Here is a 24,713-nt window from a genome sequence, read left to right on the forward strand (position 1 = left end):
TTTTTGCCGTAGATGGCCGCATGATGGCTGACGATGACCGGAGACGTCCGTTCAGAGGCGCTGCGCCGCCTTTTCCAGCACCGCCGCGAAGCTGGCCGCGTCGGTTTCGCCGATCATCCGCAGGTCGCTCCATTCGCTGCCGTCGGCGGCGAACAGCAGCAGCGCCGGTGGGCCGAACAGCCGGTAGCGGTCGAGCAGGGCGCGCTGATCGGCGCGGCTTTCGGTCATGTCGAAGCGCACCAGACGCCAGGCGGCCAGCTGCGGGGCCACGGCCGGCGCCTGCAGCACCTCGCGCTCGATCACCTTGCAGCTGATGCACCAGTCGGCGTACCAGTCGAGCAGCAGCGGCTGGCCAGCGCTCCTCGCGGCAGCGAAGGCAGCGTCCAGCTCGGCCGGGGTGCTGATGGTCTGCCAGCCGGCGTGGGCTACCGGGTTGCCCGGCGCTGTCACTGTGGCAATGGCCGGGTGGCCGAACGGGCGCAGCGGGTCGGACTCGCCGCGCAGCGCGCCGACCCAGGCGGCCAGCGCGTAGACCAGCAGGAGCAGGCCGAACAGCTGGGCCACGCGCTGGCGGTGGGTCTTGGGCACCATTTCCAGCGCGCCGAGGTTGAGCGCCACGCCGCCGGCCAAGAGGCCCCACAGCGCCAGGCTGAGCTGGCCGGGCAGGATGCGCTCGAGCAGCCAGATCGCCACCGCCAGCAGCAGCACGCCGAAGGTGTTGCGCACCGTCACCATCCACACCCCGGCGCGCGGCAGCAGGGCGTTGCCGCCGGTGGCGAACAGCACCAGCGGCGCGCCCATGCCGAGGCCGAGGGCGAACAGCTTGAGGCCGCCGCCGAGGGCGTCGCCGCTGGCGCTGATGTACAGCAGTGCGCCGGCCAGCGGCGCGGTGACGCAGGGCGATACCAGCAGGCTGGAGAGCACGCCGAGCAGTGCCGCGCCGAGCAGCGAGCCGCCGCGGGCGTGGCCGGCCATGCGGTCCAGCGGCTCGCGGACGAAGGCCGGCAGGCGCAGTTCGTAGACGCCGAACATGGCCAGGGCGAAGGCGCTGAAGAACAGCGCGAAGGGCACCAGCACCCAGGGCGACTGCAGGCGGGCCTGCAGGTTGAGCTCGGCACCGAACAGGCCCATCAGCGCGCCGAGCACCGCGAAGCAGGCGGCCATCGGCAGCACGTAGGCCAGCGACAGCGCCAGGCCGCGGGCGCCGCCGACCTGGCCGCGCAGCACCACGCCGGTGAGGATCGGCAGCATCGGCAGCACGCAGGGGGTGAAGGTCAGGCCGAGGCCGGCGAGGAAGAACAGCGCCACCTCGCTCCACTGCCAGGCTGTTGGGCCGCTGCCGGCGGATGCGGCAACCGCGGGGCTGGCCGAGCCGGAAGCGGCGTTGCCGTCGATGCGCAGCACGGCGGTTTCCGGCGGATAGCACAGGCCCAGGTCGGCGCAGCCCTGGTAGCTCACCCGCAACGTGAAGGCCTGGCCGGACGGGTTGGCGATCGGCACCTCCAGGTCGGTCACCCCGTAGTACACCTCGACGTCGCCGAAGTACTCGTCGTGCTTGGCCTGGCCGGCCGGCAGGATCAGTTCGCCGCCGACCAGGCCGGCCGGCTCGCTCGCCACCTGGAAGCGGTGGCGGTACAGGTAGTAGCCCTCGGCATTGACGAAGCGCAGCTTCACCCGCTGGTCATCGGCCTCGACCAGACTGAGCTTGAAGGCCTCGGCGACCGGCAGGAAGTCGCTGCTGTTGTTCAGCGCGGCGCCACCGAGGAGCGGGGCCGGGCGGCTGTCGAACAGGCCGGCGCTGGCGGGCAGGGTGAACAGCAGCACGAGCAGGAGGAACAGGCGATGCATTGCAGTCTCTCGTTCGGGGAGGCGGGCATGATAGCGGAAAGGGGCGCGTGACCGGACTGCGGCAGACTGGCGTGCTTTTCTGCCGACGGTCGGCGCGGCCGTGCTTTTCATGCTTTATAGTGCAAGGCAATGTGCAGCCCGCCGCGCGCGGCTGCCAGCCTGAAATTGTTTCTCGGTGAGTAAGGACAAATCCATGCTGGACTGGAAGAAGAAGGTCGGCGCCATGCGCGACAGTGTCGATGACTCGGTGGAAGGCGCGAGCAGCTACTTCGGCGGCATCTGGGCCAGCCGGGCGGTCGGTGGCGTGGTCGGCGTCTACCTGCTCGGCGCGCTGGTGGTCGGCTGGTACTGGAGCATCGAGCCCGAACTGTTCCCGGTGCAGCAGCAGGCCCAGGCCACTGCGGAACAGGCCCAGGTCAAGATGGTGACCGGCTACACCACGGTGGAAACCCTGAAGAGCGTGGCCGGCACCCTGCTCGACAAGCCGGGCGGCTACCTGTCCAACGACCTCGCTCCACCGGGGCTGTGGCTGGACAACATGCCCAACTGGGAATACGGCGTGCTGGTGCAGGTGCGCGACCTGGCCCGCGCCCTGCGCAAGGACTTCGCCCGCTCGCAGTCGCAGTCCACCGAGGACGCCGACCTGGCCAAGGCCGAGCCGAAGTTCCATTTCGACAGCAACAGCTGGGCGCTGCCGGCCAGCGAGCAGGAATACCGCGACGCCATCCGTTCGCTGACCCGCTTCCAGAAGCGCCTCGGCGATCCCACCCAGACCCAGGCGCAGTTCTATGCCCGCGCCGACAACCTGCGCAACTGGCTGACCGACGTCGAGACCCGCCTCGGCTCGCTGTCGCAGCGCCTGTCCGCCAGCGTCGGCCAGATGCGCCTGAACACCGACGTCAACGGCGCCATTCCCAGCGGCAGCGAGGAGATCGTCAAGACGCCCTGGCTGCAGATCGACAACGTGTTCTACGAGGCGCGCGGCCAGGCCTGGGCGCTGTCGCACTTCCTGCGCGCCATCGAGGTCGATTTCGCCGACGTGCTGGCGAAGAAGAACGCCACGGTCGGCGTGCGGCAGATCATCCGCGAGCTGGAGGCGGCCCAGGAACCGCTGTGGAGCCCGATGATCCTCAACGGCGACGGTTTCGGCATCCTCGCCAACCACTCGCTGGTGATGGCCAACTACATCTCGCGCGCCAACGCCGCGATCATCGACCTGCGCCAGCTGCTCGAGCAGGGTTGATCTGCGTGCTGCCCTTTGTTCGAGCCGAAGGGCGGGCACTGGGCAGAGAGTTCATGCAGGCTGTCTGAGGACTGCCTGACTGTGCAAGTCCTTGCGCAGTCAGGCCTGCTGGCGTGATCCGGTGCATGAAACCGCTCCTGCGGTTTGTCCGCCGGCGCCTGTTGCGGCATGGTTGTGGCGATACCACCGATAGGGAGATCGGTCATGTCCGCCAATGGAAAACCTGCCGCCCGCCAGGGCGACCCCACCGCCTGCCCGTTGCCGGGGCACGGCAACAACCCGATCGTCGACGGGTCGCCCGATGTGCTGTTCGAGGGCCAACCGGCCGCCCGCGCCGGCGATCCCACCGCGTGCGGCAGCATCCTGACCGGCAACCTGGTGCCCAACGTGCTGATCAACGGTCGGCCGCTGGCGACCCAGGGCAGTCTCGGCAGCCATGGCAATGTCGTGATCGGCGGCTCGGGTACGGTGATCGTCGGCAGCGGTTTCACGCCGGCATCTTTCGAGGCTCCCGTTCCGCTCTCAGGCTGGCCGTCGACGCCCGCGCCGCCGGCTGCACCACGACCGACAGGCAGGGCTGAGCCCGAGCTGGCGCATGACTGGCGGGAGGAGCCCGGCGATCCGGTGCCGGCGGAGCTGGAGGAAGAGGACGAAGAGGAGGAGCTGGAGGACACTACCCGGCAGGGCATCGTCCTGCGCATCGGGGTGTTCTTCGACGGCACCGGCAACAACCTGGCCAACGCCGCGCTCACCGAGCGCTGCCGCCGCGACGACCGCGAGCTGATGGACGAACGCTCCCTGGCGGAAACCACCGCTCATTGCACCGCCCACGGCTATCGGGACAGCAACAGCGACGGTCGCTTCGACCGTCTGCCCGACAACAGCTATGGCAATGCGCCGAGCAATGTGGCGTTGCTGTATCAGCTGTATCACGACGAAAGCGATCAGGTGCTGCCAGGCGATGCCCAGACTGCTCACCTGGCTGTCTATCTGGAGGGCGTTGGCACCCGCAGCGGCGGCAGCGATTCGCGCTTCAGCCAGGGCACCGGGCTGGGGGCGACCGGGGTGCTGGCGCGGGTGGCGGAGAGCCCCGCGGCGATCCAAGCACAGTTGCTTCTGCTGTTGTCCAATAACCCCGCGCTGCAGATAGACGCCATCGAGTTCGATATCTTCGGCTTCAGCCGCGGCGCCGCCTCGGCGCGGCACTTCGCCAACGAGGTGCTTAAGGGCACCGCCGGTGTGCTGGGCGGGCTGCTGGGGCCGCAGACACCCGGTTTTTCCACCAGATTTGGCTGGTCGGCGGTGCGCATCAACTTCATCGGCCTGTTCGACACCGTGGCGGCGATCGCTGACCTGACCCGAATGGATGCCAGTCCGGCCGACGACCACAACCCCGGGGTCAACCTCTACCTGCCGCCGGGCTGCGCGCGCAAGGTGCTGCAGCTGACCGCCCGCGACGAGCGGCGCTGGAACTTTTCCCTGAACAGCGTGCGCGCTGGCCCGGAAGATGACGCCGGCCATGAGGAGATCAGCCTGCCCGGCGTCCACTCGGATCTCGGCGGCGGCTACCCGCCGCAGATGGAAGAACGCCTGCTGCTCAGCCGTACCCGGACTTCCATCGTCCCGCAGGGTCATGCGCCCGAGCGCACCGCGGCCTGGCGGGACACCGAGCGCGAGGGGCAGGCCTGGCTGCAACGTGGCCTGCCCGGCGACGGCGAGCTGCGCGTGGACTGCTGGACGACTCCGTTATTCCACGATCAGCGCGCCGCACCTGTCGACGAACAGCGGGTACATGCCGCGCTGGCCATCCGCCGCCGGGTACGCGGGGAGCTGTCGCTGATCTACCTGCGGGTGATGCGTGATCTGGCCGAGCAGCACAGCGTGCCCTTCAAGCCCATCAATGAGCGTGCCCCTCAGTTGCGTATTCCGGTCGATCTTCAGCCGATCGCCGCGAAGATCATGGCCTACGCCCGCGGCGCTGCCGATACGCTGACCGCCGAGGACAACGCCTTCCTGCAGGCCCGCTATATCCATCTGTCCGCACACTGGACGCCCAGCGCTGGGCTGCTGGTACACAAGCCGGCCCCCAATGCGCGGCTGGTGTTCAACAACCGGCCGCAGAAGGGCTACCTGCAATGAAGCGCCTGCTGCTCGCCCTGCTGCTGAGCCTGAGCGCCTGCGCTACGGGCAGCCAGCCGCGCCTGCCTTACCGGGCCTGGTACGTCGGCCTGCTGGCACCCGACTACATGGAGGTATGGGTGGAAAGCGTCGACGTGGTCGACCGCCGTGGCCTGGTGTTCGAGCGGGTACATGCCGGCGTAGTGTCGATTCTCACTCCGCCGGACAACAGCGGCGAACCGCACGGCTGGCCACAGCGGGTCGGTGCAGGCTCTGGCAAGAGCCTGCCGGGCATCGACCTGCCGGAGATCGTCTTCGTGCACTGGCAGTCGCTGGTGGAGCCGCAGACCTACAACGTGCGCATCAATATCCCGGCGTGGGTGCGGGAGGCGATGGAAACCAAGGTATCCCCCAAATGTCCCTGGGCGAGCGACTGGGGCAAGGAGGTGCTGACCGGCTATCGCTACATGCTCACCATCGGCCTGGCACCGGGTGGTATCGCCAAGGTCTGGCTGCAGGGACCCTGTCTCGAGCCGCTGGAAGTCGGCCGTTTCGAGGGGGCGGTCAGCAAGCTGGGGCCCTATGACGGCCTCACGGAGGGGGAGCATTACCCGCTCTCCGATACTTCGAGAACTTACATCGAGACCCACGGGGTGCCCTATGGCAGCTGGTAGGCGCGAGCATGGGCGGCCAGATAATTGAGGTTTAGCTGGCATTAGCATTTGCCAGCTTTGCCGTTACACTCCGACTCATACCCGGGCGTGCTGGTGCGCACGCCCCTTCTCATTGATGTCCGTACGCCGTGCGTGCCGTCAGCTGCAGCTATTCCAAGAGTCATACTGTGAGCAAGAAGTCTTCCTCCTTCGCCGCCCTCGGCGGCTTGGTCTATTCCACCGACGCCGGCCGGCACTGCCCGGACTGCGGCAAGCCGGTGGGCGAGTGCATCTGCGGCCAGCCGGTGCTTGCGGAGGGCGACGGCATCGCCCGGGTGCGCCGCGAGAGCAAGGGGCGCGGCGGCAAGACGGTGACCACCGTCAGCGGCGTGCCGCTGGTCGGCGAGGAACTCAAGGAACTGGCCACGGCGCTGAAGAAGCGCTGCGGCACCGGTGGCGCGCTCAAGGACGGGGTGATCGAGATCCAGGGCGAGCACGTCGAGCTGCTGCTCGCCGAACTGACCCGGCGCGGCTTCAAGGCGAAGAAGTCAGGCGGTTGAGTGCCGCCCCGCGCCCGTGAATGGGCGCGGGGAGAGGTCTTCCTGGCCCTGAGGCAGCGTGGCTGCTACCCCCAGGTGGCGGCATCGAACTCGCACGATCAAGGAGAGCAGGGACATGGCAAAAGGCAAGACGGCAAGCAGCGAGTGGAGCGTGGTCGACAGCCGCCGCGTCTACGGCATCCGCCACTGGGGCGCCGGCTACTACGCGATCAACGAGGCCGGCAACGTCGAGGTGCGTCCGCACGGCCCCGACGGTGCGCCGATCGACCTGCACGATCTGGTCGGTCAGCTGCGCGCCTCCGGGCTGTCGCTGCCGCTCTTGGTGCGCTTCCCCGGCATCCTCCAGGATCGCGTGCGCCAGCTCACCGGCGCCTTCGACGCCAACATCGCCCGTCTCGGCTACGGCAACCGCTACACCGCGCTGTACCCGATCAAGGTCAACCAGCAGGAGGCGGTGGTGGAGAACATCATCGCCACCGATAACGTCGCCATTGGCCTGGAGGCCGGCTCCAAGCCCGAGCTGATGGCGGTGCTGGCGCTGGCGCCCAAGGGCGGCACCATCGTCTGCAACGGCTACAAGGACCGCGAGTTCATCCGCCTGGCGCTGATCGGCCAGCGCCTCGGCCACAACCTGTTCATCGTCATCGAGAAGGAGTCCGAGGTGGCGCTGGTGATCGAGGAGGCCGCCGCCCTCGGCGTCGCCCCGCAGATCGGCCTGCGCGTGCGGCTGTCCTCGCTGGCGTCCTCGAAGTGGGCCGACACCGGTGGCGAGAAGTCCAAGTTCGGCCTGTCCGCCGCCCAGCTGCTGGCGGTGGTCGAGCGCTTCCGCGCCGCCGGCCTCGACCAGGGCATCCGCCTGCTGCACTTCCACATGGGCTCGCAGATCGCCAACATCGCCGACTACCGCAAGGGCTTTCGCGAGGCGATCCGTTACTACGGCGAGCTGCGCGCCCTCGGCCTGCCGGTCGACCACGTCGACGTCGGCGGCGGCCTCGGCGTCGACTACGACGGCACCCACTCGCGCAACGCCAGCTCGATCAACTACGACATGGACGACTACGCCGCCACGGTGGTCGACATGCTCAAGGAGTTCTGCGACCGCCAGGAGCTGCCGCACCCGCACATCTTTTCCGAGAGCGGCCGGGCGATGACCGCCCACCACGCGGTGCTGGTGATGCAGGTCACCGACGTCGAGTGCCACAACGACAGCGTGCCGGCGCTCGACCCGGCGTGGGAGCAGCCGGAAACGCTGCAGGCGCTGATCGACCTGCTCGGCCCGAGCGATCCGGAGATGGTCGCCGAGACCTACTGGCGCGCCACCCACTTCGTCGGCGAGACGGCCGCGCAGTATTCCGCCGGCAAGCTGTCGCTGGCGCAGAAGGCGCTGGCCGAGCAGTGCTACTTCGCCATCTGCCGGCGCCTGTACGACCAGCTGCAGGCGCGCCAGCGCTCGCACCGCGCGGTGCTCGACGAACTCAACGACAAGCTGGCCGACAAGTACATCTGCAACTTCTCGGTGTTCCAGAGCCTGCCGGACACCTGGGCGATCGACCAGATCCTGCCGATCCTGCCGATCCACCGCCTCGACGAGCAGCCGCAGCGCCGCGCGGTGCTGCAGGACCTGACCTGCGACTCCGACGGCAAGATCAAGCACTACGTCGACGAGCAGAGCATCGAGACCAGCCTGCCGGTGCATGCGCTGCGCGAGGGCGAGGACTACCTGCTCGGCGTGTTCCTGGTCGGCGCCTACCAGGAGATCCTCGGCGACATGCACAACCTGTTCGGCGATACCGATTCGGTGAACATCTACCAGCGCGGCGATGGCAGCGTGTTCCACGCCGGCATCGAGACCCACGACACCATCGAGGACATGCTGCGCTACGTGCACCTGGAGCCGGCCGAGCTGATGTCGCTGTACCGCGAGAAGGTCGCCAGCGCCAGCCTCAGCGTCATCGAGCGCACGCGCTTTCTCGACGCCCTGCGCCTGGGGCTGACCCGCTCGTCGTACCTGTCGACCTGAATCGCTGCCTGTAGGGTAGGTGTAGGGTGGACAACCGCGCAGCGTTGTCCGCCCTGGTCGGGGCCGGTGTCCGGGGCGTGGTAGAAGATCGCTGCGCGAGTCTTCTACCCTACGACCGAGCCCTCAGCGCAGCCCGAATTCCTCCCACACCTGCGCGGCGCTGTGCTGGAGGATGGCGTGGCGGCGTGCCAGCACCTGGCGGTCACGGTCGTAGCCGCCGCCGATCAGCCCGGCCACCGGGATGTCGCGGCCCAGGCAATGGCGCAGTACCGTCAGGTCGCGCGCGGCGATGCCGGCATCGCTGAGCTCCAGCAGGCCGAGGGCGTCGTTCTTGTGCACGTCGACTCCGGCGTCGTAGAGCACCAGGTCGGGCTGGTAGATGGTCAGCAGGTAGTTGAGCAGTTCGTCGACCGTCTGCAGGTACTCGGCGTCGCCCATGCCGGCGGCCAGGGCGATGTCCCAGTCGCTGTGCGCCTTGCTGGCCGGGAAGTTTCGCTCGCAGTGCAACGACACGGTCACCGCGTCGCGGCAGTCTTCCAGCAGGCGCGCGGTGCCGTCGCCCTGATGTACGTCGCAGTCGAAGATCAGCACCCGGTGCACCCGCCCGCTGGCCAGCAGGTAGCGGGCGATCACCGCCAGGTCGTTGAAGATGCAGAAACCGGACGGATGGTCGTAATGGGCATGGTGGGTGCCGCCGGCGAGGTTGCAGGCCAGGCCATGGGCGAGGGCCAGCTCGGCGGTCAGCAGCGAGCCGCCTACCGCGCGCACCGTGCGCCGCGCCAGCGCCGCGCTCCACGGCAGGCCGAGGCGGCGCTGTTCCTCGCGCGGCAGCTCGCCGCTCAGGTAGCGCTCGATGTAGGCTGGAGCGTGGGCGAGGGCGAGGATGTCCCGCGGGCACAGCTCGGGCGCGTGGTAGTCCGCTGCCAGGGCCGTGCCGCGCAGGTGCTCGTGGAGCAGTCGGAACTTCTCCATGGGGAAGCGGTGCTCGGCCGGAAACGGCGGGCTGTAGTCGTCGTGATAGACCAGGGGCAGCGGCATGATCGGCGGCAGGCGAGGAGGGATCCGTCATTATGCGCCGCACGGCGCCGAATGGCAGAGTGCCGGTGGCCGCCGGCCCCGCATAAAGTGCTCGGCAGTGCCGGCATAAAGCCTTTACCATTTCGTCAACCGCCTGCGCGGCGCAGTCCGTCTCCGCCGTCCGCCGGCCCCTTGTTCAATAGCGTCGGCCGGCGCCTGCGCGCGATCGCCCAGCCGTGCCTGAAGGAGAGACAGCATGACCCAAGTGCTCGACGAGCTGGTGGCCCTGCTCAGCCTGGAAACCATCGAGGAAAACCTGTTCCGCGGCGTCAGCCAGGATCTGGGCTTTCGCCAGCTGTTCGGCGGCCAGGTGATCGGCCAGTCGCTGTCGGCAGCCAGCCAGACGGTGGCGGTCGAGCGCCACATGCACTCCATGCATGCCTACTTCCTGCGCCCAGGCGACGCCACCCTGCCGGTGGTCTACGAGGTCGACCGGGTGCGCGACGGCGGCAGCTTCGCCACGCGCCGCGTGCTGGCGATCCAGAAGGGCCGGCCGATCTACAGCTGCAGCGTTTCGTTCCAGCAGGAGGAGGAGGGCTTCAGCCACCAGACGCCGAGCATGCCCGACGTGCCAGGGCCGGAGGAGCTGGCTTCCGAGCAGGAGCTGAGCAACGCGCTCGGTTACGAGCGTCCGGAGGGGATGCGCGAGCCGCTGTTCTTCGACATGCCGATCGAGATCCGCCCGGTCGACCCGGCCGATGCCGGTCATCCGCAGGCGCGTGCGCCGTTCAAGTACCTGTGGGTGCGCGCCGCCGGCACGCTGCCGGACAACCCGGCGCTGCACAAGTACCTGATGGCCTACGCCAGCGACTTCGGCCTGCTGACCACCGCGCTGCTGCCCCATGGCGTGTCCTTCTGGCAGCGCTCGATGCAGATCGCCAGTCTCGATCATTCGCTGTGGTTCCACAGCCGTGACGTGCGCGCCGACGAGTGGATGCTGTATGCCCTGGACAGCCCCTGGGCCGGCAACGGCCGCGGCTTCACCCGCGGCAACATCTTCAACCGGGCGGGGCAGTTGCTCGCCTCGGTGGCCCAGGAAGGCCTGATCCGCCACCGTGCCGACTGGGCCTGACGCCGTGGCCATGCCCAGCGGGACGGCCCTGGCGCAGCTGCGCCACTGGGTGTTCGACATGGACGGCACCCTGACCATCGCCGTGCACGACTTCGCGGCGATCCGCCGGGCGCTGGAGATTCCGCCGCAGGACGACATCCTCGCCTTCCTGGCGGCCTTGCCGGAGCAGGAGGCGGCGCCCCGGCACGCCTGGCTGCTGGCCCACGAGCGCGAGCTGGCCGAGGCCGCGCGCCCGGCACCCGGTGCCTGCGCGCTGGTGCGCGCGCTGCACGCCCGCGACTGCCGGCTGGGCATCCTCACCCGCAACGCCCGACCGCTGGCGCTGCTCACCCTCGAGGCGATCGGCCTGCTCGACTGCTTCGTGGTCGACGACATCCTCGGTCGCGACGAGGCGCCGCCCAAGCCGCAGCCGCACGGCCTGCTGCAGCTGGCGGCGCGCTGGGCGGTGGCACCGGGCGAGCTGGCGATGGTCGGCGACTTCGTCCACGACCTCAACTGTGCGCGGGCCGCCGGCGCGCGCAGCGTGCTGGTCAACCACCCGGAAAACCCCTGGCCGGAACTCACCGACCTGTACGCCCGCGACTGCGCCGAGCTGCAGCGCCTGCTCGGCTGAGCACGCTCGGCTGGCGGCGCGCAGGGGCAGGCGCAGTGCGGCCAGCCTACAGCCGCGCGGCCTTGAAGGTGTCGCAGCTGCCCGGGTCGCCGGCGTCGAAGCCGTTCCTGAACCAGCGCACGCGCTGCGCCGAGGTGCCGTGGGTGAAGGAGTCCGGCACCACCTGGCCCTGGGTATGCCGCTGCAGGCGGTCGTCGCCGATGGCGTTGGCGGCGTTCAGCGCCTCTTCCAGGTCGCCCGGCTCCAGCCAGTCGAGGCGGCGCTGGGCATGGTGCGCCCAGACCCCGGCCAGGCAGTCGGCCTGCAGCTCCTGACGCACCAGCAGGCCGTTGGCGCCCTCCATCGTGGCGCCACGCTGGCGGGCAGCGTTGACCTTGGCCGAGACACCGAGCAGGGTCTGCACGTGGTGGCCGACCTCGTGGGCGATCACGTAGGCCTGGGCGAAGTCGCCGGCGGCGGCAAAGCGCTGCTCCAGCTCGGCGAAGAACTGCAGGTCGAGATACACCTGGCGGTCGGCCGGACAGTAGAAGGGGCCGACCGCCGCGCTGGCCAGGCCGCAGGCCGAGCGCACGCTGGCGCTGAACAGCACCAGCTTGGGCTCCTGGTATTGCTGGCCGGCGTCCTGGAACAGGGCGCGCCAGGTGTCCTCGGTATCGCCAAGCACGGCGCGGACGAACTCGCTGTGTTCGTCGCCGGCGCCCGTGCTTGGCTGGCTGTCGCCGGGAACCTGCTGCTGCACCAGCTCGCCGCCGATCTGGCCGAGGATCTGCAGCGGATCCTTGCCCATCAGCAGGCCGATGATGACGATGGCGGCGATGCCGCCCAGGCTGAGTTTGCCGCTGCCGATGTGCATGCCGCCACGGCCGCGGGCGTCCACCACGTTGTCGCTGCGTCGCGCCCGTTTCCAGCGCATGAGCATTCTCCTGTCAGGTCGGCGACCAGCCGCCGCACTCCCTGCAGTGTCGCCGCTGCGCGGCCGGTCGGCCAGTCCGATCGTCCGTGCCGCTGGTGCTGCGCGGTTCTTCTCGCCGCGCGCCTGGTGGGCGATCCTCGTCGCTGGCGGCCTGATCACTCTGGCGCTGCTCGGCGTCTACTGGCAGGCGTTGGGGTGCTGCGCCTGCTGCCGCGCTAGCGCGGGATCTTCACCTTGGCGAACGAGCCGCGCGCGACCTTGCGGTGGCAGGCCGCGCAGTTGCCGGCGCCGCCGACCGATTTGCCGGCGAACTGCTTGGCGCTGACCGCATGGTGCCTGCGCTTGAACCAGCGGGTCGCGGTGATCCGCGGCTGCTCGTCGGCGCTGACGGTGCCTTCCAGCGGCTGGCGGTTGTTGCTGGAGACCAGCAGCAGGAAGTCGCGGATCGCCTGCTCCTCGGCCGGGCCGAGGGAGGCGTCGCTGCCGTAGTGATGGCTCAGGCTGTTCATGTGCCGCTCCCAGGCCTTGGCCGGCAGCAGGCCTGGCGGGTAGGCCATGTGGCAGCGGCCGCATTCGGTCAGCCACTTTTGCGCGGCACCGGCGGGCAGTTCGAGCTGCGGCGCTCGCGTGTATGCGCCGGCGGTGACGACGTCGGGCTGGACGAGCGGTGCGCCGCCGCTGGCGCGCAGGGAGGCGGATTCGGCCAGCGCCAGCGAGCTGGCCAGGACGAGGAGCAGGGCGATGCCGTGGCGTTTCATGGGGGGCTCCGAAGCGGTGTGGCGCCATCCTCCGCCGCCGCGCTGAATCCAACCTTAAAAAATGTATGGGTATTGTCAGGCTGCCTGCCCGTCGGGGCGCCACCTCCGCGCTCGCCGTGCCGCCGCACCTGCAGGCGCGGTTCCTGAGCATTCGCGCGCCCTGCGCGGAGCCGCCAGTGCAGCGCTGCCATTCGCTGTCGGTGCCGGAAGGCTGTGGACGCTGGCCTGCCAGACGCAGCCGGCCAGTGGCGCTGCGGTGGTCGAGTATTGATGCTCGCGGCAGACGCCCGAGCTTTGGCTAGGCTTGCTGCAGTCGACCTTGAAAGGAGTGCGCCATGAAACCTCTGTTCCGCCTGGCCGCGGCGGCCAGTCTGCTGGTCGCCGCAGCTCCGGCTCAGGCCCAGGAGGTGCTCCCCGGGCTGTGGGAGCTGAGCAGCGACAACATGCAGGTCAATGGTCAGCCGCTGCCGCCCATGCAGGAGCTGCTCGGTCAGGTGGAGAGTCTGCCGGCCGAGCAGCGGCAGATGCTGGAGGAGGCTATGGCCGGGAAGGGCATCCAGGCCGGCGGCCAGGGCCTGCGCGTGTGCCTGAGCGAGGCCCAGGTCAAGGCGCAGGAGCTGCCGCTGCAGGATGCGCAGAGCGGCTGTAGCCAGGAGATCACCGAGCGCAGCGAGCGGCTGTGGAAATTCCGCTTCCGTTGCCCGGATGCCGAAGGGCAGGGCGAGACCCGCTTCGTCAGCGAGCGCGAATTCGTCACCCGTATCGACAGTCGCTTCAACACGGCCGGTCAGGCCGGCAGCTCGCGTATGGAAACCCGCGCGCGCTGGCTGGGCGAGGACTGCGGGGAACTCAAGCCGAGGCCCTGAGGGTGATTTTCGCCGGCCAGAATGCAGAAAGCCCCGGCACATGGCCGGGGCTTTCCGTACTGAATCAGTGGTGCCCAGGGACGGAATCGAACCGCCGACACGGGGATTTTCAATCCCCTGCTCTACCGACTGAGCTACCTGGGCATATCAGGGATTGGGCACCTGAAATAAGTGGTGCCCAGGGACGGAATCGAACCGCCGACACGGGGATTTTCAATCCCCTGCTCTACCGACTGAGCTACCTGGGCAACAACGGCCGGCATTAAACCGTCTTTCCCGCTGGAGCGTCAACTGCTGCCAGCGAAAAAATCAGTTTTTTTAAGCACTTGGCCGCGGTGGAGGGTTGTTGGCCGGACTTCACTCGCTCGGCGGCACGTAGCCTTCGGCCTGGGCGTAGTCCTCGCCGGCGAAGAACTTGTCCATCTCGGCCTGGAGGAACTTGCGGTCGGCGGCGTCCATCATGTTCAGCCGGCGCTCGTTGATCAGCATGGTCTGGTGCTTCTGCCATTCGTTCCAGGCTTGCTGCGAAATGTGGTTGAAGATGTCCTCGCCCTTGGCGCCCGGGAAGGGCTGGCGGTCGAGGCCGGGGAGTTCCTGGTTGTACTTGCGGCACATCACCATGCGGGTCATACGTTGTCTCCTCGAAACGGGGTGGCGAGCGGCGCATGCAGGCGCCTCTGCGAGGCCGGATGCTGCGGGCGCGGGGACCCTAGGCGGGCTGGCCCTGCAGTTCGGCTTGCGCGCGCTTGAGCAGCTTCTTCACCGGAGCGGCGAGGCCCAGGCGCGGCGGGTTGGCGAGGTTATACCAGAGCCAGTCGCCTTCGGCCACGCCGTGGCCTTGGCGGGCGGCAGCGACCAGCAGCGGCTCGATGTGCAGCTGGAAGTGGCTGAAGGTGTGGCGCAGCGGGGCGAGGGTCTGCTCGCTGCCCAGGCGCAGGCCGTGGCGGGCGGCCAGTTCGGCCAGTTCGCCGCGCTGCGCCAGTTCCGGCAGGCTCCACAGGCCACCCCACAGGCCGCTGGCCGGCCGGCGGTAGAGCAGGATGGCACCCTCGCCGTCGTGCAGCAGCGGCATCAGGGTGTGTTTCTGCGGCAGCGCCTTGCGTGGCTTGGGCTGCGGGTAGTCGGTTTCGCGGCCGAGGCGGTGCGCCTGGCAGTCGGCGGCTAGCGGGCAGAGCAGGCAGCTCGGCTTGCTGCGGGTGCACAGGGTGGCGCCCAGATCCATCATCGCCTGGGTGTAGTGGTTGACCCGCGCGTGCGGGGTCAGGCGTTCGGCGGCGTCCCACAGCTGCGCGGCCACCCGCATCTCGCCGGGATAGCCGTCCTGGGCGAGAAAGCGTGCCAGCACGCGCTTGACGTTGCCGTCGAGGATCGGCGCGCGCAGGCCCATGCTGATGCTGGCGATGGCGCCGGCGGTGGAGCGGCCGATGCCGGGCAGCTCGGCGAGCGCCGCCACCGCGCGCGGGAACTCGCCGCCGTGCTCGGCGACCACGATCCGCGCGGTCTGGTGCAGGTTGCGCGCGCGGCTGTAGTAGCCGAGGCCGGTCCACAGGTGCAGCACCTCGTCGGCGCTGGCGGCGGCCAGCGCTTCTACCGTCGGTAAAGCGGACATGAATCGCTGGTAGTAGCCGAGCACGGTGGCCACCTGGGTCTGCTGCAGCATGATTTCCGACACCCACACCCGGTAGGGATTGATGTCCTGCTGCCAGGGCAGGTCGTGGCGGCCATGCTGGTCGAACCAGGCGAGCACGCGGGCGGCGAAGTCGGCGGTGGGGGCGGGAGCGGTCATAGGCTGGGCGGCAGGGGATCGCAGGAGGAGTTCGACCGCCATGGTACAGGGTCATGGCGGTCGAATCGTCCCCACAGGCTGTGGGGCAATCGCATGAGCTGGCAGCTACCGCTATCGCCTCCCGCTGGCTGGACAAGGGGAGCGCGGCGCTCGTGCGATTGCCCTGGGCTGAGGGGGTCAGCGCTGGAACAGGCCCTTGAGGGCGTCCTTGAGTTCCGGGCTGACCTTGTCGCCGAGCTTCTCGTCGAGCTTCTCGGTCAGCTTCTCGCCGGCCAGTTTGGCGGCGATCTTACCGAGGCCGTCCTGGTCCAGGCGGCAGGCCTTGGCGCCCAGCTCCAGCGGGCCGCGGCAGCGCAGCGGCCATTCGATGCCGACGTAGCGTTCGTTGACCTGGCAGGCCGGGTCGGGCATCTCGCGCTGGTCGCCTTCGAGCACCACGCCGACGCGGTAGTCGAGGCCGAGCACGCGCAGGTCGATGTTGCCCTTGCCGTTGACGGTCAGGCCGGGGATGCGCGCGCGCAGGTCCTGGTTGCTGGCCACGCCATTGCGCAGCAGCAGGCTGCCGCGCAGTTCGCGGAACGGGGTGTCCTTGTCGGTGAATTCGCGGCTCGGCACCTTGCGGTTGAGGGTGGCGATGCCACGGCACAGCTGCTGCTCGAGGTTGGCGTCGGCCAGCGCGCCGTCGTCGATGACAAAGCTGGCGTTGCCGCCGAGGCTGTCGATCAGCGCCTTCTCGCTGTTGCCGCGGGCCTGGAGATTGGCGTCCAGCTGCAGGTTGCCGCGCAGCGGCGGTTTTTCCTCCGGCTTGAGGGTCTTGAGCAGGCGCTCCAGGGGGATGTCGTTGAGCTGGGGGGCGAGCTGCAGCTGCGGTGCGTCGCTGCGCGCATCGAGGTTGCCGCTGAGGGCGAAGCGGCCGTCGAACAGGTTGCCGCGCAGCTCGTTGAGGGTGAGCTGGCCGCCCTGGGCCTTGAACTTGAGGCTGGCGCTGTCGATCGGCAGCTTGCGCAGGGTCAGCTGGCCGAGGCTGAGGGCGACTTCGGCGTCCAGCTTGCGCAGGGCCTCCAGAGGCAGCAGTTTTTCCTCGCTCCACGCCTGGTTGGTCGGCTGGTTCGGCAGCGGCGTGCTGCCGTTGCCGGCACCCTGGGCGACCTCCTGCTTGACTTCGGCCTTGCGGCTGGCGCTGGCGGCATCGGCTTGCTGGCTCGGCGGCGCCAGGTAGCGGTCGAGGTCGAGGCGGTTGCCCTTGAGCTGGGCGCGCAGGCTCTGCCGGCTGAAGTCGGTCACCGCGAGCTGGCCGGTGAAGCTGCTGTCGTCGAGCTGCAGCTTGAGGTCCTGCAGGGTCAGACTGCTCGGGCTGCCACTGAGGCGGCTGGCCAGGGCGAAGCGCTGGAGACTGTTGCCGTCGGCCATCGGCGGCAGGCTCTGGCCGATGCCCGTGAGGAAGGCGCGCAGGTCGAACTCGGCGATCGACAGGCCGCCTTCGAGCTTGGGCTGCTTGTCCAGTTCGCGCACCTTCAGCTCGCCGAGCAGGCTGAGCTGGTTGGCGGTCAGCTTGAGGCTGTTCCATTCGGCGACCTGGGCGGCGAGGTCGGCGAGCAGCTGGCCCTGCAGGTCGAAGGCGAGGGTCTGATTGTTCAGCGGTTCGCCGGAAACCTCGCCCTTGAGCTGGGCATTCTCCAGCTGGTAGCGCTTGAGGGCGGTGTCGAAGCGCAGGCTGGCGGTGAGTTCGCCGCGGGCGCGCAGCACCGGCTGGTTGGTGCCGAAGTAGCCCTTGAGGGTCAGCGGGATGCTGGCGCCCTCGCGGATCGCGCCGGTGCGCAGATCGAGGCCTTCGAGGGTGTACTGCTGGCCGCTGCGCGCGTCGCGGTATTCGATGCGCGCGTTGCTCATCGCCAGGCTGTCGATGTCCAGCTTGAGCGCCGGGGCGGCCTTGCTCGCGGTCGTCGCCGCGGCGGGCGCCTCGCTGCCGCCGGTCGGGGTCTGGGCGGCGGGCGTTTTCGCGCCGCTGGCGGCCGGCTGGCCGATGTCCTGCCAGTTGCCGCGGCCCTTGGCGTCGCGTTCGAGGCGCAGGGTCAGGCCGTCGACGCGGATGTCGCTCATCTGCACTTCGCGGCTGAGCAGCGGCAGCACGCGCACCGACAGGCCGAGCATGCCGACGTCGGCGAACGGCTGCTGCGGGCTGGCGGCGCTGGCCAGGGTGGTGTCGTGCAGCTCCAGGCCCAGCCAGGGGAACAGGCTCCAGCCGATCTCGCCCTTGAGCTCGAGCTCCAGATTGGCCTTGTCGCGGGCCAGCTGGCGGATCTCATCCTTGTAGTCGTTGGGGTCGAACAGCTGGGTGAGGGCGAAGCCCAGCGCGACTATGACCAGCAGCAGGCCGAGCAGCAGCAGGCCGAGAAACTTGCCGAAGGTTTTCATGGCGGACGAGTCCTTGTGCAATGCGGAGGCTGGGGCGAAGTATATCGCTCCGGCGCCGAAGGAGAGTCCCGGCACGCTTGCGCCGGGTCTTGCAGCAGGAGTTGGAGGGCAATTGCGCGGGGTGGTTCCCCGCGCGGCCGCCTCAGTCGGTGAGGTCGACCAAGGCCAGGTCCAGGCGGCGTGCCAGTGCCTGCACTTCCAGCTGGCGGGTCGGCGCCTGCAGACGCAGGGGCTGGCAGGTCTCGCCGGCACGCTGGCGGGCCTCGGCGATCAGGCGCTGGCCGACCCCGCGGCCGCGGGTGATCTTGCGCACGCACAGGTGCGACAGGTTCCAGCCGTCGGCGTCCTGGCGCAGCCAGGCGGCGCCGAGCAGGCGGGCGTTGAAGCGCCCGGCGATCAGCCAGCCGCCGGCCAGGCCGGCGTCGATCAGGCTGGCCGCGTCGGGGTAGGGGGCCAGCAGCCAGGCGGGGGCGTCGGCGTAGATCTTTTCCAGGTCGCTACGGTCCTGCGCGCTGGGCTGGACGACGGTTTCGACAATGACGGGCATGGTGCACTCCTCGGAACGATGGGCGAATCTTATGCCTTTTGCCGGGGACGTGCTCCGAACTGCGGCACAGCCGGCGCCGGTAGCCCGCCGGGGTGGCCCCGGCCTATAATGCGCGTTCATATCCGCCCGTGATTCTGTGGAGCTGGCAATGGCCGAACGCAAGGCGTCCGTCGAGCGCAATACCCTGGAAACCCAGGTCAAGGTTTCCATCAATCTGGATGGCACCGGCAAGGCCCGATTCGACATCGGAGTACCCTTCCTCGAGCACATGCTCGACCAGATCGCCCGCCACGGGCTGATCGACCTGGATATCGAGTGCAAGGGCGACCTGCACATCGACGACCACCACACCGTGGAGGACGTCGGCATCACCGTCGGCCAGGCCTTCGCCCGGGCCATCGGTGACAAGAAGGGCATCGTCCGCTACGGGCACTCCTACGTGCCGCTGGACGAGGCGCTGTCGCGCGTGGTGATCGACTTCTCCGGCCGTCCTGGCCTGACCATGAACGTGCCCTACACCCGCGCCACGGTCGGCGGCTTCGACGTCGACCTGTTCCAGGAGTTCTTCCAGGGCTTCGTCAACCACGCCCTGGTCAGCCTGCACATCGACAACCTGCGCGGCAGCAACACCCACCACCAGATCGAGACGGTGTTCAAGGCCTTCGGCCGCGCCTTGCGCATGGCCGTCGAGCTGGACCCGCGCATGGCCGGGCAGATGCCGTCGACCAAGGGGTGCCTGTAATGCAGACCGTCGCCGTCATCGACTACGGCATGGGCAACCTGCACTCGGTGGCCAAGGCGCTGGAGCACGTCGGCGCCGGTCGGGTGCTGGTGACCAGCGACGCCAACGCGATCCGCGAGGCTGACCGCGTGGTGTTCCCCGGCGTCGGCGCGATCCGCGACTGCATGGCCGAGATCCGCCGCCTGGGCTTCGACGAGTTGGTGCGCGAGGTCAGCCAGGACCGGCCGTTCCTCGGCATCTGCGTCGGCATGCAGGCGCTGCTCGATCGCAGCGAGGAGAACGACGGCGTCGACTGCATCGGTCTGTTCCCCGGCCAGGTGCGTTTCTTCGGCAAGGGCATGGTCGAGGACGGCGAGCAGCTCAAGGTGCCGCACATGGGCTGGAACGAGGTGCAGCAGAGCATCGACCACCCGCTGTGGCACGAGATCCCCGACGGCGGGCGCTTCTACTTCGTGCACAGCTACTACGTCGAGGCCGGCAACCCGGCGCAGGTAGCCGGCCGCGGTCACTACGGCAAGGACTTCGCCGCGGCGCTGGCCGAGGGCTCGCGCTTCGCCGTGCAGTTCCACCCGGAGAAGAGCCACACCCACGGCCTGCAGCTGCTGCAGAACTTCGTGAGCTGGGACGGCCGCCGCTGATGAGCCGGGCCAAGGGCAAGGCGCCGCTCCTCGCGCTGGACAGCGCGCAGGAGCAGGCCGCGCAGCAGATCCTCAAGCGCTTCCTCTCCGAGCGCTTCGAGCTGGAGCTGGGCTCCTTCGAGGCGCAGGAACTGCTGGATCTGTTCGCCCGCGACATTGCCCCGCACTTCTACAACAAGGCGATCCTCGATGTGCAGGCGCACCTGAAAGACAGGTTCGAGAGCATCGAAAGCGACTTGTGGGCGCTCGAGAAGAGCTGACCCTTACCGAATTCAAGACTTGAGCAGGTTCAACCGATGCTGATTATCCCCGCGATCGACCTCAAAGACGGCGCCTGCGTGCGTCTGCGCCAGGGCCTGATGGACGACGCCACGGTGTTCTCCGACGATCCGGTGGCGATGGCCGCCAAGTGGGTCGAGGGCGGCTGCCGCCGCCTGCACCTGGTCGACCTCAACGGCGCCTTCGAGGGCCAGCCTGTCAACGGCGAGGTGGTCACCGCCATCGCCAAGCGCTATCCGCAGCTGCCGATCCAGATCGGCGGCGGCATCCGCTCGCTGGAAACCATCGAGCACTACGTGCGCGCCGGCGTCAGCTACGTGATCATCGGCACCAAGGCGGTCAAGCAGCCGGAATTCGTCGCCGAGGCCTGCCGCGCCTTCCCCGGCAAGGTGATCGTCGGCCTGGACGCCAAGGACGGCTTCGTCGCCACCGACGGCTGGGCGGAAGTCTCCAGCGTGCAGGCCACCGACCTGGCCAAGCGCTTCGAGGCCGATGGCGTGGCGGCGATCGTCTACACCGACATCGCCAAGGACGGCATGATGCAGGGCTGCAACGTCGAGGCCACCGTGGCCCTGGCCAATGCCAGCCGCATCCCGGTGATCGCCTCCGGCGGCATCCACAACCTCGGCGACATCCAGAAGCTGCTCGACACCCGCAACCGGGGCATCGTCGGCGCCATCACCGGCCGGGCGATCTACGAAGGCACGCTGGACGTGGCCGAGGCGCAGGCGCTGTGCGACGGTTTCAAGGGCTGAGGTAGTGACCGTTCCCACGCTCTGCGTGGGAACGCAACCGGGGACGCTTCGCGTCCCGATAACGATTGATGGCCCCATGCGCCGGTGTGGGGACGCAGCCGGGGACGCCGAGCGTCCCGAGCGGGGTTGCCACGCAGAGCGTGGGAACCATCAGCGAAGCCGGCATGCAACCGACGAGAGAGACAGACCATGGCCCTCGCCAAACGCATCATTCCCTGCCTCGACGTGGACAATGGCCGCGTGGTCAAGGGTGTCCAGTTCGAGAACATCCGCGACGCCGGCGATCCGGTGGAGATCGCCCGCCGCTACGACGAGCAGGGCGCCGACGAGATCACCTTCCTCGACATCACCGCCAGCGTCGATGGTCGCGACACCACCCTGCACACCGTCGAGCGCATGGCCAGCCAGGTGTTCATCCCGCTGACCGTCGGTGGCGGCGTGCGCACCGTGCAGGACATCCGCAACCTGCTGAATGCCGGTGCCGACAAGGTGTCGATCAACACCGCCGCGGTGTTCACCCCGGAATTCGTCCGCGAGGCGGCGCAGCGTTTTGGCTCGCAGTGCATCGTGGTGGCCATCGACGCCAAGAAGGTCTCCCTGCCCGGCGAAACCCCGCGCTGGGAAATCTTCACCCACGGCGGGCGCAAGCCCACCGGTCTGGACGCGGTGCTCTGGGCGAAGAAGATGGAAGACTTCGGCGCCGGCGAGATCCTGCTGACCAGCATGGACCAGGACGGCGTGAAGAGCGGCTACGACCTAGGCGTGACCCGCGCGATCAGCGAGGCGGTGGGCATCCCGGTGATCGCCTCCGGCGGCGTCGGCAACCTCGAGCACCTGGCCGCTGGCATCCTCGAGGGCAAGGCCGACGCGGTGCTGGCGGCGAGCATCTTCCACTTCGGCGAGTACACCGTGCCGGAGGCCAAGGCCTACCTGGCCAGCCGCGGCATTGTGGTGCGCTGAGCGCGCTTCGCCTGCTCCAGAATGCAGAAGCCCGGGCACAGTCCCGGGCTTCTGCGTTTCAGGCCTGGGCTCTCAGGCCATGCAGCCTGGAGGAGGCGCGCCCTCGCGGCGATGCGCGGTGCAGGCCCGCCAGCAGGGCAAAAGCTTCGCCCCGAGGTCGGGCCTCCCACAAGAGCCGGGGGCGTTGGCTGGAGCCCTTACTGCTTGCGGGTGATGTTCAGGCCCTTGAGCAGGTTGAGCGCCTGGCTCAGCTGGTAGTCCTTGTCCTGCGCACTCACGGTGGCTGGCGCGGTCTTGCCGTTGCTCGGCCGGTCCGCGCCGCCGTTGCCGTTGCCGAGGTGGCCGGGCAGGTCGGCTTCCTTGATGCCCTGCGCCTGGCTGCTGTCGCGGGTCACCGTGCCGCGCTCGACGACGATGTCCGGGACTATGCCCTGGGCCTGGATCGAGCGGCCGTTGGGGGTGTAGTACAGCGCGGTGGTCAGCTTCAGCGCGCGGTCGTTGGTCAGCGGCAGCACGGTCTGCACCGAACCCTTGCCGAAGCTGTCGGTGCCCATCAGCACGGCGCGCTTGTGGTCCTGCAGGGCGCCGGCGACGATCTCCGCCGCCGAGGCGCTGCCGCCGTTGATCAGCACCACCAGCGGCACGCCCTGGCTGGCGTCGGCCGAGTCGGCGGAGAAGCGCAGCTCGGAGTTGGCGATGCGCCCCTTGGTGTAGACGATCAGGCCCTTGTTGAGGAAATGGTCGGAGACTTCCACCGCCGCCTGCAGCACGCCGCCGGGGTTGTTGCGCAGGTCGAGGACCAGGCCGCCGAGCTTGCCGCCGTTGTCCTTCTGCAGCTTGGCCAGCGCCTTGGCGACTTCCTCGCCGCTGTTGACCTGGAACTGGCTGATGCGCAGGTAGCCGTAACCCTTTTCCAGCAGCTCGCTCTTCACGCTGAGCACCTTGATCACCGCGCGCTCTAGCTTGAGGGTGAACGGCTTGCCGCCTTCGCGCACCAGGGTCAGCTCGATCTGGCTGCCGGGCTTGCCGCGCAGCTTGTCCACCGCCTCCATCAGGCTCCAGCCCTTGGTCGGCTGGCCGTCGATGCGCAGGATCAGGTCGCCGGCCTCGATGCCGGCGCGCGCCGCCGGGGTATCGTCGATCGGCGAGATCACCTTGAGCAGGCCGTCCTCCTGGCCGACCTCGATGCCGAGGCCGCCGAATTCGCCGCTGGTGCTTTCCTGCAGCTCCTGGAAGTCCTCCGGCTCGAGGTAGGCGGAGTGCGGGTCGAGGTTGCTGAGCATGCCCTTGATGGCGTTTTCCAGCAGGGTCTTGTCGTCGATCGGCTCGACATAGGCGCTCTTGATGCGGTCGAGCACTTCGGCAAAGGTGCGCAGTTCGTCCAGCGGCAGGACGGCCTTGCCGGCCACCGCGGCGCTGTCGGCGCCTGCGGCCGGCTCCGCGGCCTGCACCAGGGGCGCGGCGCCGAGCAGCGCAAGGGACAGGGCCAGGGCGGAGAGACGGAAACGCGACGACATGGGGAAACTCCTGAGTGGGCGTGCCATCAGCCTTGAGCGCGGCACCAGCGCAGCGGGTCGCTGGGCTGGCCCTGCTGGCGGATGGCGAAGTACAGCGCCGGGGTATCCTGACCTCCGGTGCTGCCAACGGTGGCGATGGCTTCACCGGCCTTGACCTGGTCGCCGGCGGCTTTCAACAAGGTCTGATTATGGCCGTACAGGCTGAGGTAGCCGCCGCCATGGTCGACGATCAGCAGCATGCCGGCGCCGCGCAGCCAGTCGGCGAACACCACGCGACCGGCATGGATGGCGCGCACCCGGGTGCCGGCGGCGGCGCCGATCAGCACGCCGTCCCACTTCAGCCGGGCATCGCCGCGCGGCGTGCCGAAGCGCGCCAGCAGGCGGCCGTCCACCGGCCAGGGCAGTTGGCCACGGGCCTTGGCGAATGGGCCGCCGAAGGCCGGCGTGTTGCTGGAAACCAGCGGGCCGCTGTTCGCGGTCGCCTTGCGTTCGCTGGTGCCGCTGCTGGCGGCCAGGCGTTGCCGTTCGGTTTCCTCGCGGGCGCGCCGTTCGGCCAGCTGGCGCGCCTGCTCGGCTTCGCGAGCCTGGCGGGCCAGGGTTTCCTCGATGGTCTTGAGCACCTTGGCCAACTGGGCCTGCTCGCGCTGGCGCGACTTGAGCTGGCGGTCGCCGTCACCCAGTTCGCTGTTGAGCTTGGCCAGGGTGGCGCGGCGCTCGTCGCGGACCTTGTCCAGCGCGCTGCGGCGGTCCTGCAGTTCCAGTTGCTGGCCGGCCAGCAGTGCGTGCTGGGTGGCCAGGTCGGCCTCGATGGCCTGCAGCTGGCGCAGGGTGTCGTTGTAGCTGGCCAGTTGCTCGCTGCGCGCGCGGCTGAGGTAGTCGTGGTAGGTCAGGTTGCGCGCGAACTGTTCGGGCTGCTGCTGGTTGAGCAGCAGCTTGAGGTATTCCTGGCCGCCGCTCTGGTGGGCGGCGCGCAGCTGGATGGCGATCAGCTTCTGCTGTTCAGCGCGCTGGCTCTGGAGTTTTTTTTTCTCCTCGTCGAGGCGCTCGATCTCGCTCTCGCCGTCCTTGAGCTGCTGCTCGAGGCTGTCGATCTGCTGCTGCAGGGTGCCCATCTCGCGCTCGGTGCCCTGCAGCTGCTTCTGGATGCCGGATTTCTCCTGCTGCAGGCCGCCGAGCAGCTTCTGCAGCTCGGCGATGTCGCGCTGCGCCGCTTCCAGCTGGCGCTGGGTATCGGCGCGCTCGTCGGCGATGGCCGGGGCGAGGCAGCAGGCGAGCAGGGCAAACAGGGCGGCACGCAGCATGGGCAGGGGATCCGTTCGTTGAGCGGCCTAGT

At 68.9% G+C, this 24,713-nt stretch carries 23 protein-coding genes and 2 tRNA genes; 13 read left to right on the top strand and 12 right to left on the bottom strand.

Annotation, left to right across the window (positions count from 1 at the left end; translation table 11 throughout):
- Positions 1 to 51: 51 nt before the first annotated feature.
- Complete coding sequence (locus BM297_RS15770) at positions 52 to 1,848, bottom strand: protein-disulfide reductase DsbD (RefSeq protein ID WP_092433183.1); 1,797 nt, start codon at positions 1,846 to 1,848, stop codon at positions 52 to 54.
- A 193-nt stretch (positions 1,849 to 2,041) separates the two neighbouring features.
- Between BM297_RS15770 and BM297_RS15775 the strand changes: the two genes are divergently transcribed.
- The 5 genes from BM297_RS15775 to speA all read left to right on the top strand — a co-directional run bounded on the left by BM297_RS15775 (position 2,042) and on the right by speA (position 8,442).
- On the top strand, positions 2,042 to 3,091 hold the full coding sequence (locus tag BM297_RS15775; protein WP_092433186.1) for a DUF2333 family protein: 1,050 nt from the start codon (positions 2,042 to 2,044) through the stop codon (positions 3,089 to 3,091).
- Between the two features lie 204 nt (positions 3,092 to 3,295).
- Positions 3,296 to 5,230 (top strand): PAAR domain-containing protein, encoded by a 1,935-nt coding sequence (locus BM297_RS15780; RefSeq protein WP_092433188.1) that lies wholly within the window; start codon positions 3,296 to 3,298, stop codon positions 5,228 to 5,230.
- A complete protein-coding gene (locus BM297_RS15785; protein WP_092433190.1) occupies positions 5,227 to 5,883 on the top strand; it encodes a DUF2931 family protein in 657 nt (218 codons plus the stop codon). Before BM297_RS15780 ends, BM297_RS15785 begins: the two co-directional genes overlap by 4 nt.
- Positions 5,884 to 6,050: 167 nt before the next feature.
- On the top strand, positions 6,051 to 6,422 hold the full coding sequence (locus tag BM297_RS15790; RefSeq protein WP_092433192.1) for a translation initiation factor Sui1: 372 nt from the start codon (positions 6,051 to 6,053) through the stop codon (positions 6,420 to 6,422).
- Positions 6,423 to 6,537: 115 nt separating this feature from the next.
- Positions 6,538 to 8,442, top strand: coding sequence for an arginine decarboxylase (speA, locus tag BM297_RS15795; RefSeq protein WP_092433194.1), 1,905 nt, complete (start codon positions 6,538 to 6,540; stop codon positions 8,440 to 8,442).
- 123 nt (positions 8,443 to 8,565) lie between these two features.
- On the opposite strand, the gene BM297_RS15800 is transcribed toward speA, so the two are convergent.
- Complete coding sequence (locus BM297_RS15800) at positions 8,566 to 9,480, bottom strand: histone deacetylase family protein (protein WP_092433195.1); 915 nt, start codon at positions 9,478 to 9,480, stop codon at positions 8,566 to 8,568.
- Positions 9,481 to 9,715: 235 nt separating this feature from the next.
- Here BM297_RS15800 and tesB point away from each other — a divergent pair, with 235 nt between their 5' ends.
- Together tesB and BM297_RS15810 are read left to right on the top strand one after the other, a co-directional pair.
- Complete coding sequence (gene tesB, locus BM297_RS15805) at positions 9,716 to 10,591, top strand: acyl-CoA thioesterase II (RefSeq protein ID WP_092433197.1); 876 nt, start codon at positions 9,716 to 9,718, stop codon at positions 10,589 to 10,591.
- Between the two features lie 10 nt (positions 10,592 to 10,601).
- Complete coding sequence (locus BM297_RS15810; RefSeq protein ID WP_092433285.1) at positions 10,602 to 11,204, top strand: HAD family hydrolase; 603 nt, start codon at positions 10,602 to 10,604, stop codon at positions 11,202 to 11,204.
- Positions 11,205 to 11,250: 46 nt separating this feature from the next.
- Here BM297_RS15810 and ypfJ read toward each other — a convergent pair whose 3' ends face one another.
- Together ypfJ and BM297_RS15820 are read right to left on the bottom strand one after the other, a co-directional pair.
- A complete protein-coding gene (gene ypfJ / locus BM297_RS15815) occupies positions 11,251 to 12,117 on the bottom strand; it encodes a KPN_02809 family neutral zinc metallopeptidase (RefSeq protein WP_092433199.1) in 867 nt (288 codons plus the stop codon).
- Positions 12,118 to 12,332: 215 nt separating this feature from the next.
- Positions 12,333 to 12,875, bottom strand: coding sequence for a hypothetical protein (locus BM297_RS15820; protein WP_092433201.1), 543 nt, complete (start codon positions 12,873 to 12,875; stop codon positions 12,333 to 12,335).
- A 335-nt stretch (positions 12,876 to 13,210) separates the two neighbouring features.
- Between BM297_RS15820 and BM297_RS15825 the strand changes: the two genes are divergently transcribed.
- Positions 13,211 to 13,741: a DUF3617 domain-containing protein gene (locus BM297_RS15825; protein ID WP_092433202.1), complete on the top strand. Its 531-nt coding sequence runs from the start codon at positions 13,211 to 13,213 to the stop codon at positions 13,739 to 13,741.
- 68 nt (positions 13,742 to 13,809) lie between these two features.
- Here BM297_RS15825 and BM297_RS15830 read toward each other — a convergent pair.
- The 6 genes from BM297_RS15830 to BM297_RS15855 form a co-directional block, all read right to left on the bottom strand.
- Positions 13,810 to 13,885 (bottom strand) — tRNA-Phe (locus tag BM297_RS15830).
- 28 nt (positions 13,886 to 13,913) lie between these two features.
- Positions 13,914 to 13,989: transfer RNA gene (locus tag BM297_RS15835), tRNA-Phe, on the bottom strand.
- 109 nt (positions 13,990 to 14,098) lie between these two features.
- A complete protein-coding gene (locus BM297_RS15840) occupies positions 14,099 to 14,371 on the bottom strand; it encodes an oxidative damage protection protein (RefSeq protein ID WP_092433204.1) in 273 nt (90 codons plus the stop codon).
- A gap of 79 nt (positions 14,372 to 14,450) precedes the next feature.
- Positions 14,451 to 15,527 (bottom strand): A/G-specific adenine glycosylase, encoded by a 1,077-nt coding sequence (mutY, locus tag BM297_RS15845; RefSeq protein ID WP_092433209.1) that lies wholly within the window; start codon positions 15,525 to 15,527, stop codon positions 14,451 to 14,453.
- 177 nt (positions 15,528 to 15,704) lie between these two features.
- Positions 15,705 to 17,942 carry an AsmA family protein gene (locus tag BM297_RS15850; protein WP_092433213.1) on the bottom strand — a complete coding sequence of 746 codons (2,238 nt, stop codon included), beginning with the start codon at positions 17,940 to 17,942 and terminating at the stop codon, positions 15,705 to 15,707.
- Between the two features lie 142 nt (positions 17,943 to 18,084).
- On the bottom strand, positions 18,085 to 18,489 hold the full coding sequence (locus BM297_RS15855) for an acetyl-CoA sensor PanZ family protein (RefSeq protein WP_092433214.1): 405 nt from the start codon (positions 18,487 to 18,489) through the stop codon (positions 18,085 to 18,087).
- A 148-nt stretch (positions 18,490 to 18,637) separates the two neighbouring features.
- Here BM297_RS15855 and hisB point away from each other — a divergent pair, with 148 nt between their 5' ends.
- The 5 genes from hisB (at position 18,638) to hisF (ending at position 21,863) form a co-directional block, all read left to right on the top strand.
- Positions 18,638 to 19,231 carry an imidazoleglycerol-phosphate dehydratase HisB gene (gene hisB / locus BM297_RS15860; protein WP_092433216.1) on the top strand — a complete coding sequence of 198 codons (594 nt, stop codon included), beginning with the start codon at positions 18,638 to 18,640 and terminating at the stop codon, positions 19,229 to 19,231.
- The gene (gene hisH / locus BM297_RS15865) at positions 19,231 to 19,869 is read left to right on the top strand and encodes an imidazole glycerol phosphate synthase subunit HisH (protein WP_092433218.1); all 639 of its coding nucleotides are present in this window, start codon (positions 19,231 to 19,233) and stop codon (positions 19,867 to 19,869) included. Before hisB ends, hisH begins: the two co-directional genes overlap by 1 nt.
- Positions 19,869 to 20,129, top strand: a complete 261-nt coding sequence (locus BM297_RS15870) for a DUF2164 domain-containing protein (protein WP_092433220.1) — start codon at positions 19,869 to 19,871, stop codon at positions 20,127 to 20,129. Before hisH ends, BM297_RS15870 begins: the two co-directional genes overlap by 1 nt.
- A 36-nt stretch (positions 20,130 to 20,165) precedes the next feature.
- A complete protein-coding gene (hisA, locus tag BM297_RS15875; RefSeq protein WP_092433221.1) occupies positions 20,166 to 20,903 on the top strand; it encodes a 1-(5-phosphoribosyl)-5-[(5-phosphoribosylamino)methylideneamino]imidazole-4-carboxamide isomerase in 738 nt (245 codons plus the stop codon).
- A gap of 189 nt (positions 20,904 to 21,092) precedes the next feature.
- Entirely contained in the window at positions 21,093 to 21,863 is a 771-nt protein-coding gene (gene hisF / locus BM297_RS15880; protein ID WP_092433222.1) for an imidazole glycerol phosphate synthase subunit HisF, read from the top strand.
- A gap of 197 nt (positions 21,864 to 22,060) precedes the next feature.
- Here the strand turns inward: hisF and BM297_RS15885 are convergent, their stop codons facing one another.
- Both BM297_RS15885 and BM297_RS15890 read right to left on the bottom strand, forming a co-directional pair.
- Entirely contained in the window at positions 22,061 to 23,380 is a 1,320-nt protein-coding gene (locus BM297_RS15885) for a S41 family peptidase (protein ID WP_092433223.1), read from the bottom strand.
- A 26-nt stretch (positions 23,381 to 23,406) separates the two neighbouring features.
- Positions 23,407 to 24,681 carry a murein hydrolase activator EnvC family protein gene (locus BM297_RS15890; RefSeq protein ID WP_092433225.1) on the bottom strand — a complete coding sequence of 425 codons (1,275 nt, stop codon included), beginning with the start codon at positions 24,679 to 24,681 and terminating at the stop codon, positions 23,407 to 23,409.
- Between the last annotated feature and the right edge of the window lie 32 nt (positions 24,682 to 24,713).

The sequence above is a fragment of the Geopseudomonas sagittaria genome, from assembly GCF_900115715.1.
In the GTDB taxonomy this organism is placed as follows: domain Bacteria; phylum Pseudomonadota; class Gammaproteobacteria; order Pseudomonadales; family Pseudomonadaceae; genus Geopseudomonas; species Geopseudomonas sagittaria.

Excerpts from the sequence above, each read along its gene's own strand:
- BM297_RS15785 (WP_092433190.1), top strand. The coding sequence starts at position 5,227 with ATGAAGCGCCTGCTGCTCGCCCTGCTGCTGAGCCTGAGCGCCTGCGCT.
- BM297_RS15885 (WP_092433223.1), bottom strand. The coding sequence starts at position 23,380 with ATGTCGTCGCGTTTCCGTCTCTCCGCCCTGGCCCTGTCCCTTGCGCTG.
- mutY (WP_092433209.1), bottom strand. The coding sequence starts at position 15,527 with ATGACCGCTCCCGCCCCCACCGCCGACTTCGCCGCCCGCGTGCTCGCC.
- BM297_RS15840 (WP_092433204.1), bottom strand. The coding sequence starts at position 14,371 with ATGACCCGCATGGTGATGTGCCGCAAGTACAACCAGGAACTCCCCGGC.
- speA (WP_092433194.1), top strand. The coding sequence starts at position 6,538 with ATGGCAAAAGGCAAGACGGCAAGCAGCGAGTGGAGCGTGGTCGACAGC.
- hisA (WP_092433221.1), top strand. The coding sequence starts at position 20,166 with ATGCTGATTATCCCCGCGATCGACCTCAAAGACGGCGCCTGCGTGCGT.
- BM297_RS15825 (WP_092433202.1), top strand. The coding sequence starts at position 13,211 with ATGAAACCTCTGTTCCGCCTGGCCGCGGCGGCCAGTCTGCTGGTCGCC.
- BM297_RS15820 (WP_092433201.1), bottom strand. The coding sequence starts at position 12,875 with ATGAAACGCCACGGCATCGCCCTGCTCCTCGTCCTGGCCAGCTCGCTG.
- BM297_RS15890 (WP_092433225.1), bottom strand. The coding sequence starts at position 24,681 with ATGCTGCGTGCCGCCCTGTTTGCCCTGCTCGCCTGCTGCCTCGCCCCG.
- hisH (WP_092433218.1), top strand. The coding sequence starts at position 19,231 with ATGCAGACCGTCGCCGTCATCGACTACGGCATGGGCAACCTGCACTCG.
- BM297_RS15850 (WP_092433213.1), bottom strand. The coding sequence starts at position 17,942 with ATGAAAACCTTCGGCAAGTTTCTCGGCCTGCTGCTGCTCGGCCTGCTG.
- hisF (WP_092433222.1), top strand. The coding sequence starts at position 21,093 with ATGGCCCTCGCCAAACGCATCATTCCCTGCCTCGACGTGGACAATGGC.
- BM297_RS15775 (WP_092433186.1), top strand. The coding sequence starts at position 2,042 with ATGCTGGACTGGAAGAAGAAGGTCGGCGCCATGCGCGACAGTGTCGAT.
- BM297_RS15800 (WP_092433195.1), bottom strand. The coding sequence starts at position 9,480 with ATGCCGCTGCCCCTGGTCTATCACGACGACTACAGCCCGCCGTTTCCG.
- ypfJ (WP_092433199.1), bottom strand. The coding sequence starts at position 12,117 with ATGCGCTGGAAACGGGCGCGACGCAGCGACAACGTGGTGGACGCCCGC.
- BM297_RS15810 (WP_092433285.1), top strand. The coding sequence starts at position 10,602 with ATGCCCAGCGGGACGGCCCTGGCGCAGCTGCGCCACTGGGTGTTCGAC.
- hisB (WP_092433216.1), top strand. The coding sequence starts at position 18,638 with ATGGCCGAACGCAAGGCGTCCGTCGAGCGCAATACCCTGGAAACCCAG.
- BM297_RS15870 (WP_092433220.1), top strand. The coding sequence starts at position 19,869 with ATGAGCCGGGCCAAGGGCAAGGCGCCGCTCCTCGCGCTGGACAGCGCG.
- BM297_RS15780 (WP_092433188.1), top strand. The coding sequence starts at position 3,296 with ATGTCCGCCAATGGAAAACCTGCCGCCCGCCAGGGCGACCCCACCGCC.
- BM297_RS15770 (WP_092433183.1), bottom strand. The coding sequence starts at position 1,848 with ATGCATCGCCTGTTCCTCCTGCTCGTGCTGCTGTTCACCCTGCCCGCC.
- BM297_RS15855 (WP_092433214.1), bottom strand. The coding sequence starts at position 18,489 with ATGCCCGTCATTGTCGAAACCGTCGTCCAGCCCAGCGCGCAGGACCGT.
- tesB (WP_092433197.1), top strand. The coding sequence starts at position 9,716 with ATGACCCAAGTGCTCGACGAGCTGGTGGCCCTGCTCAGCCTGGAAACC.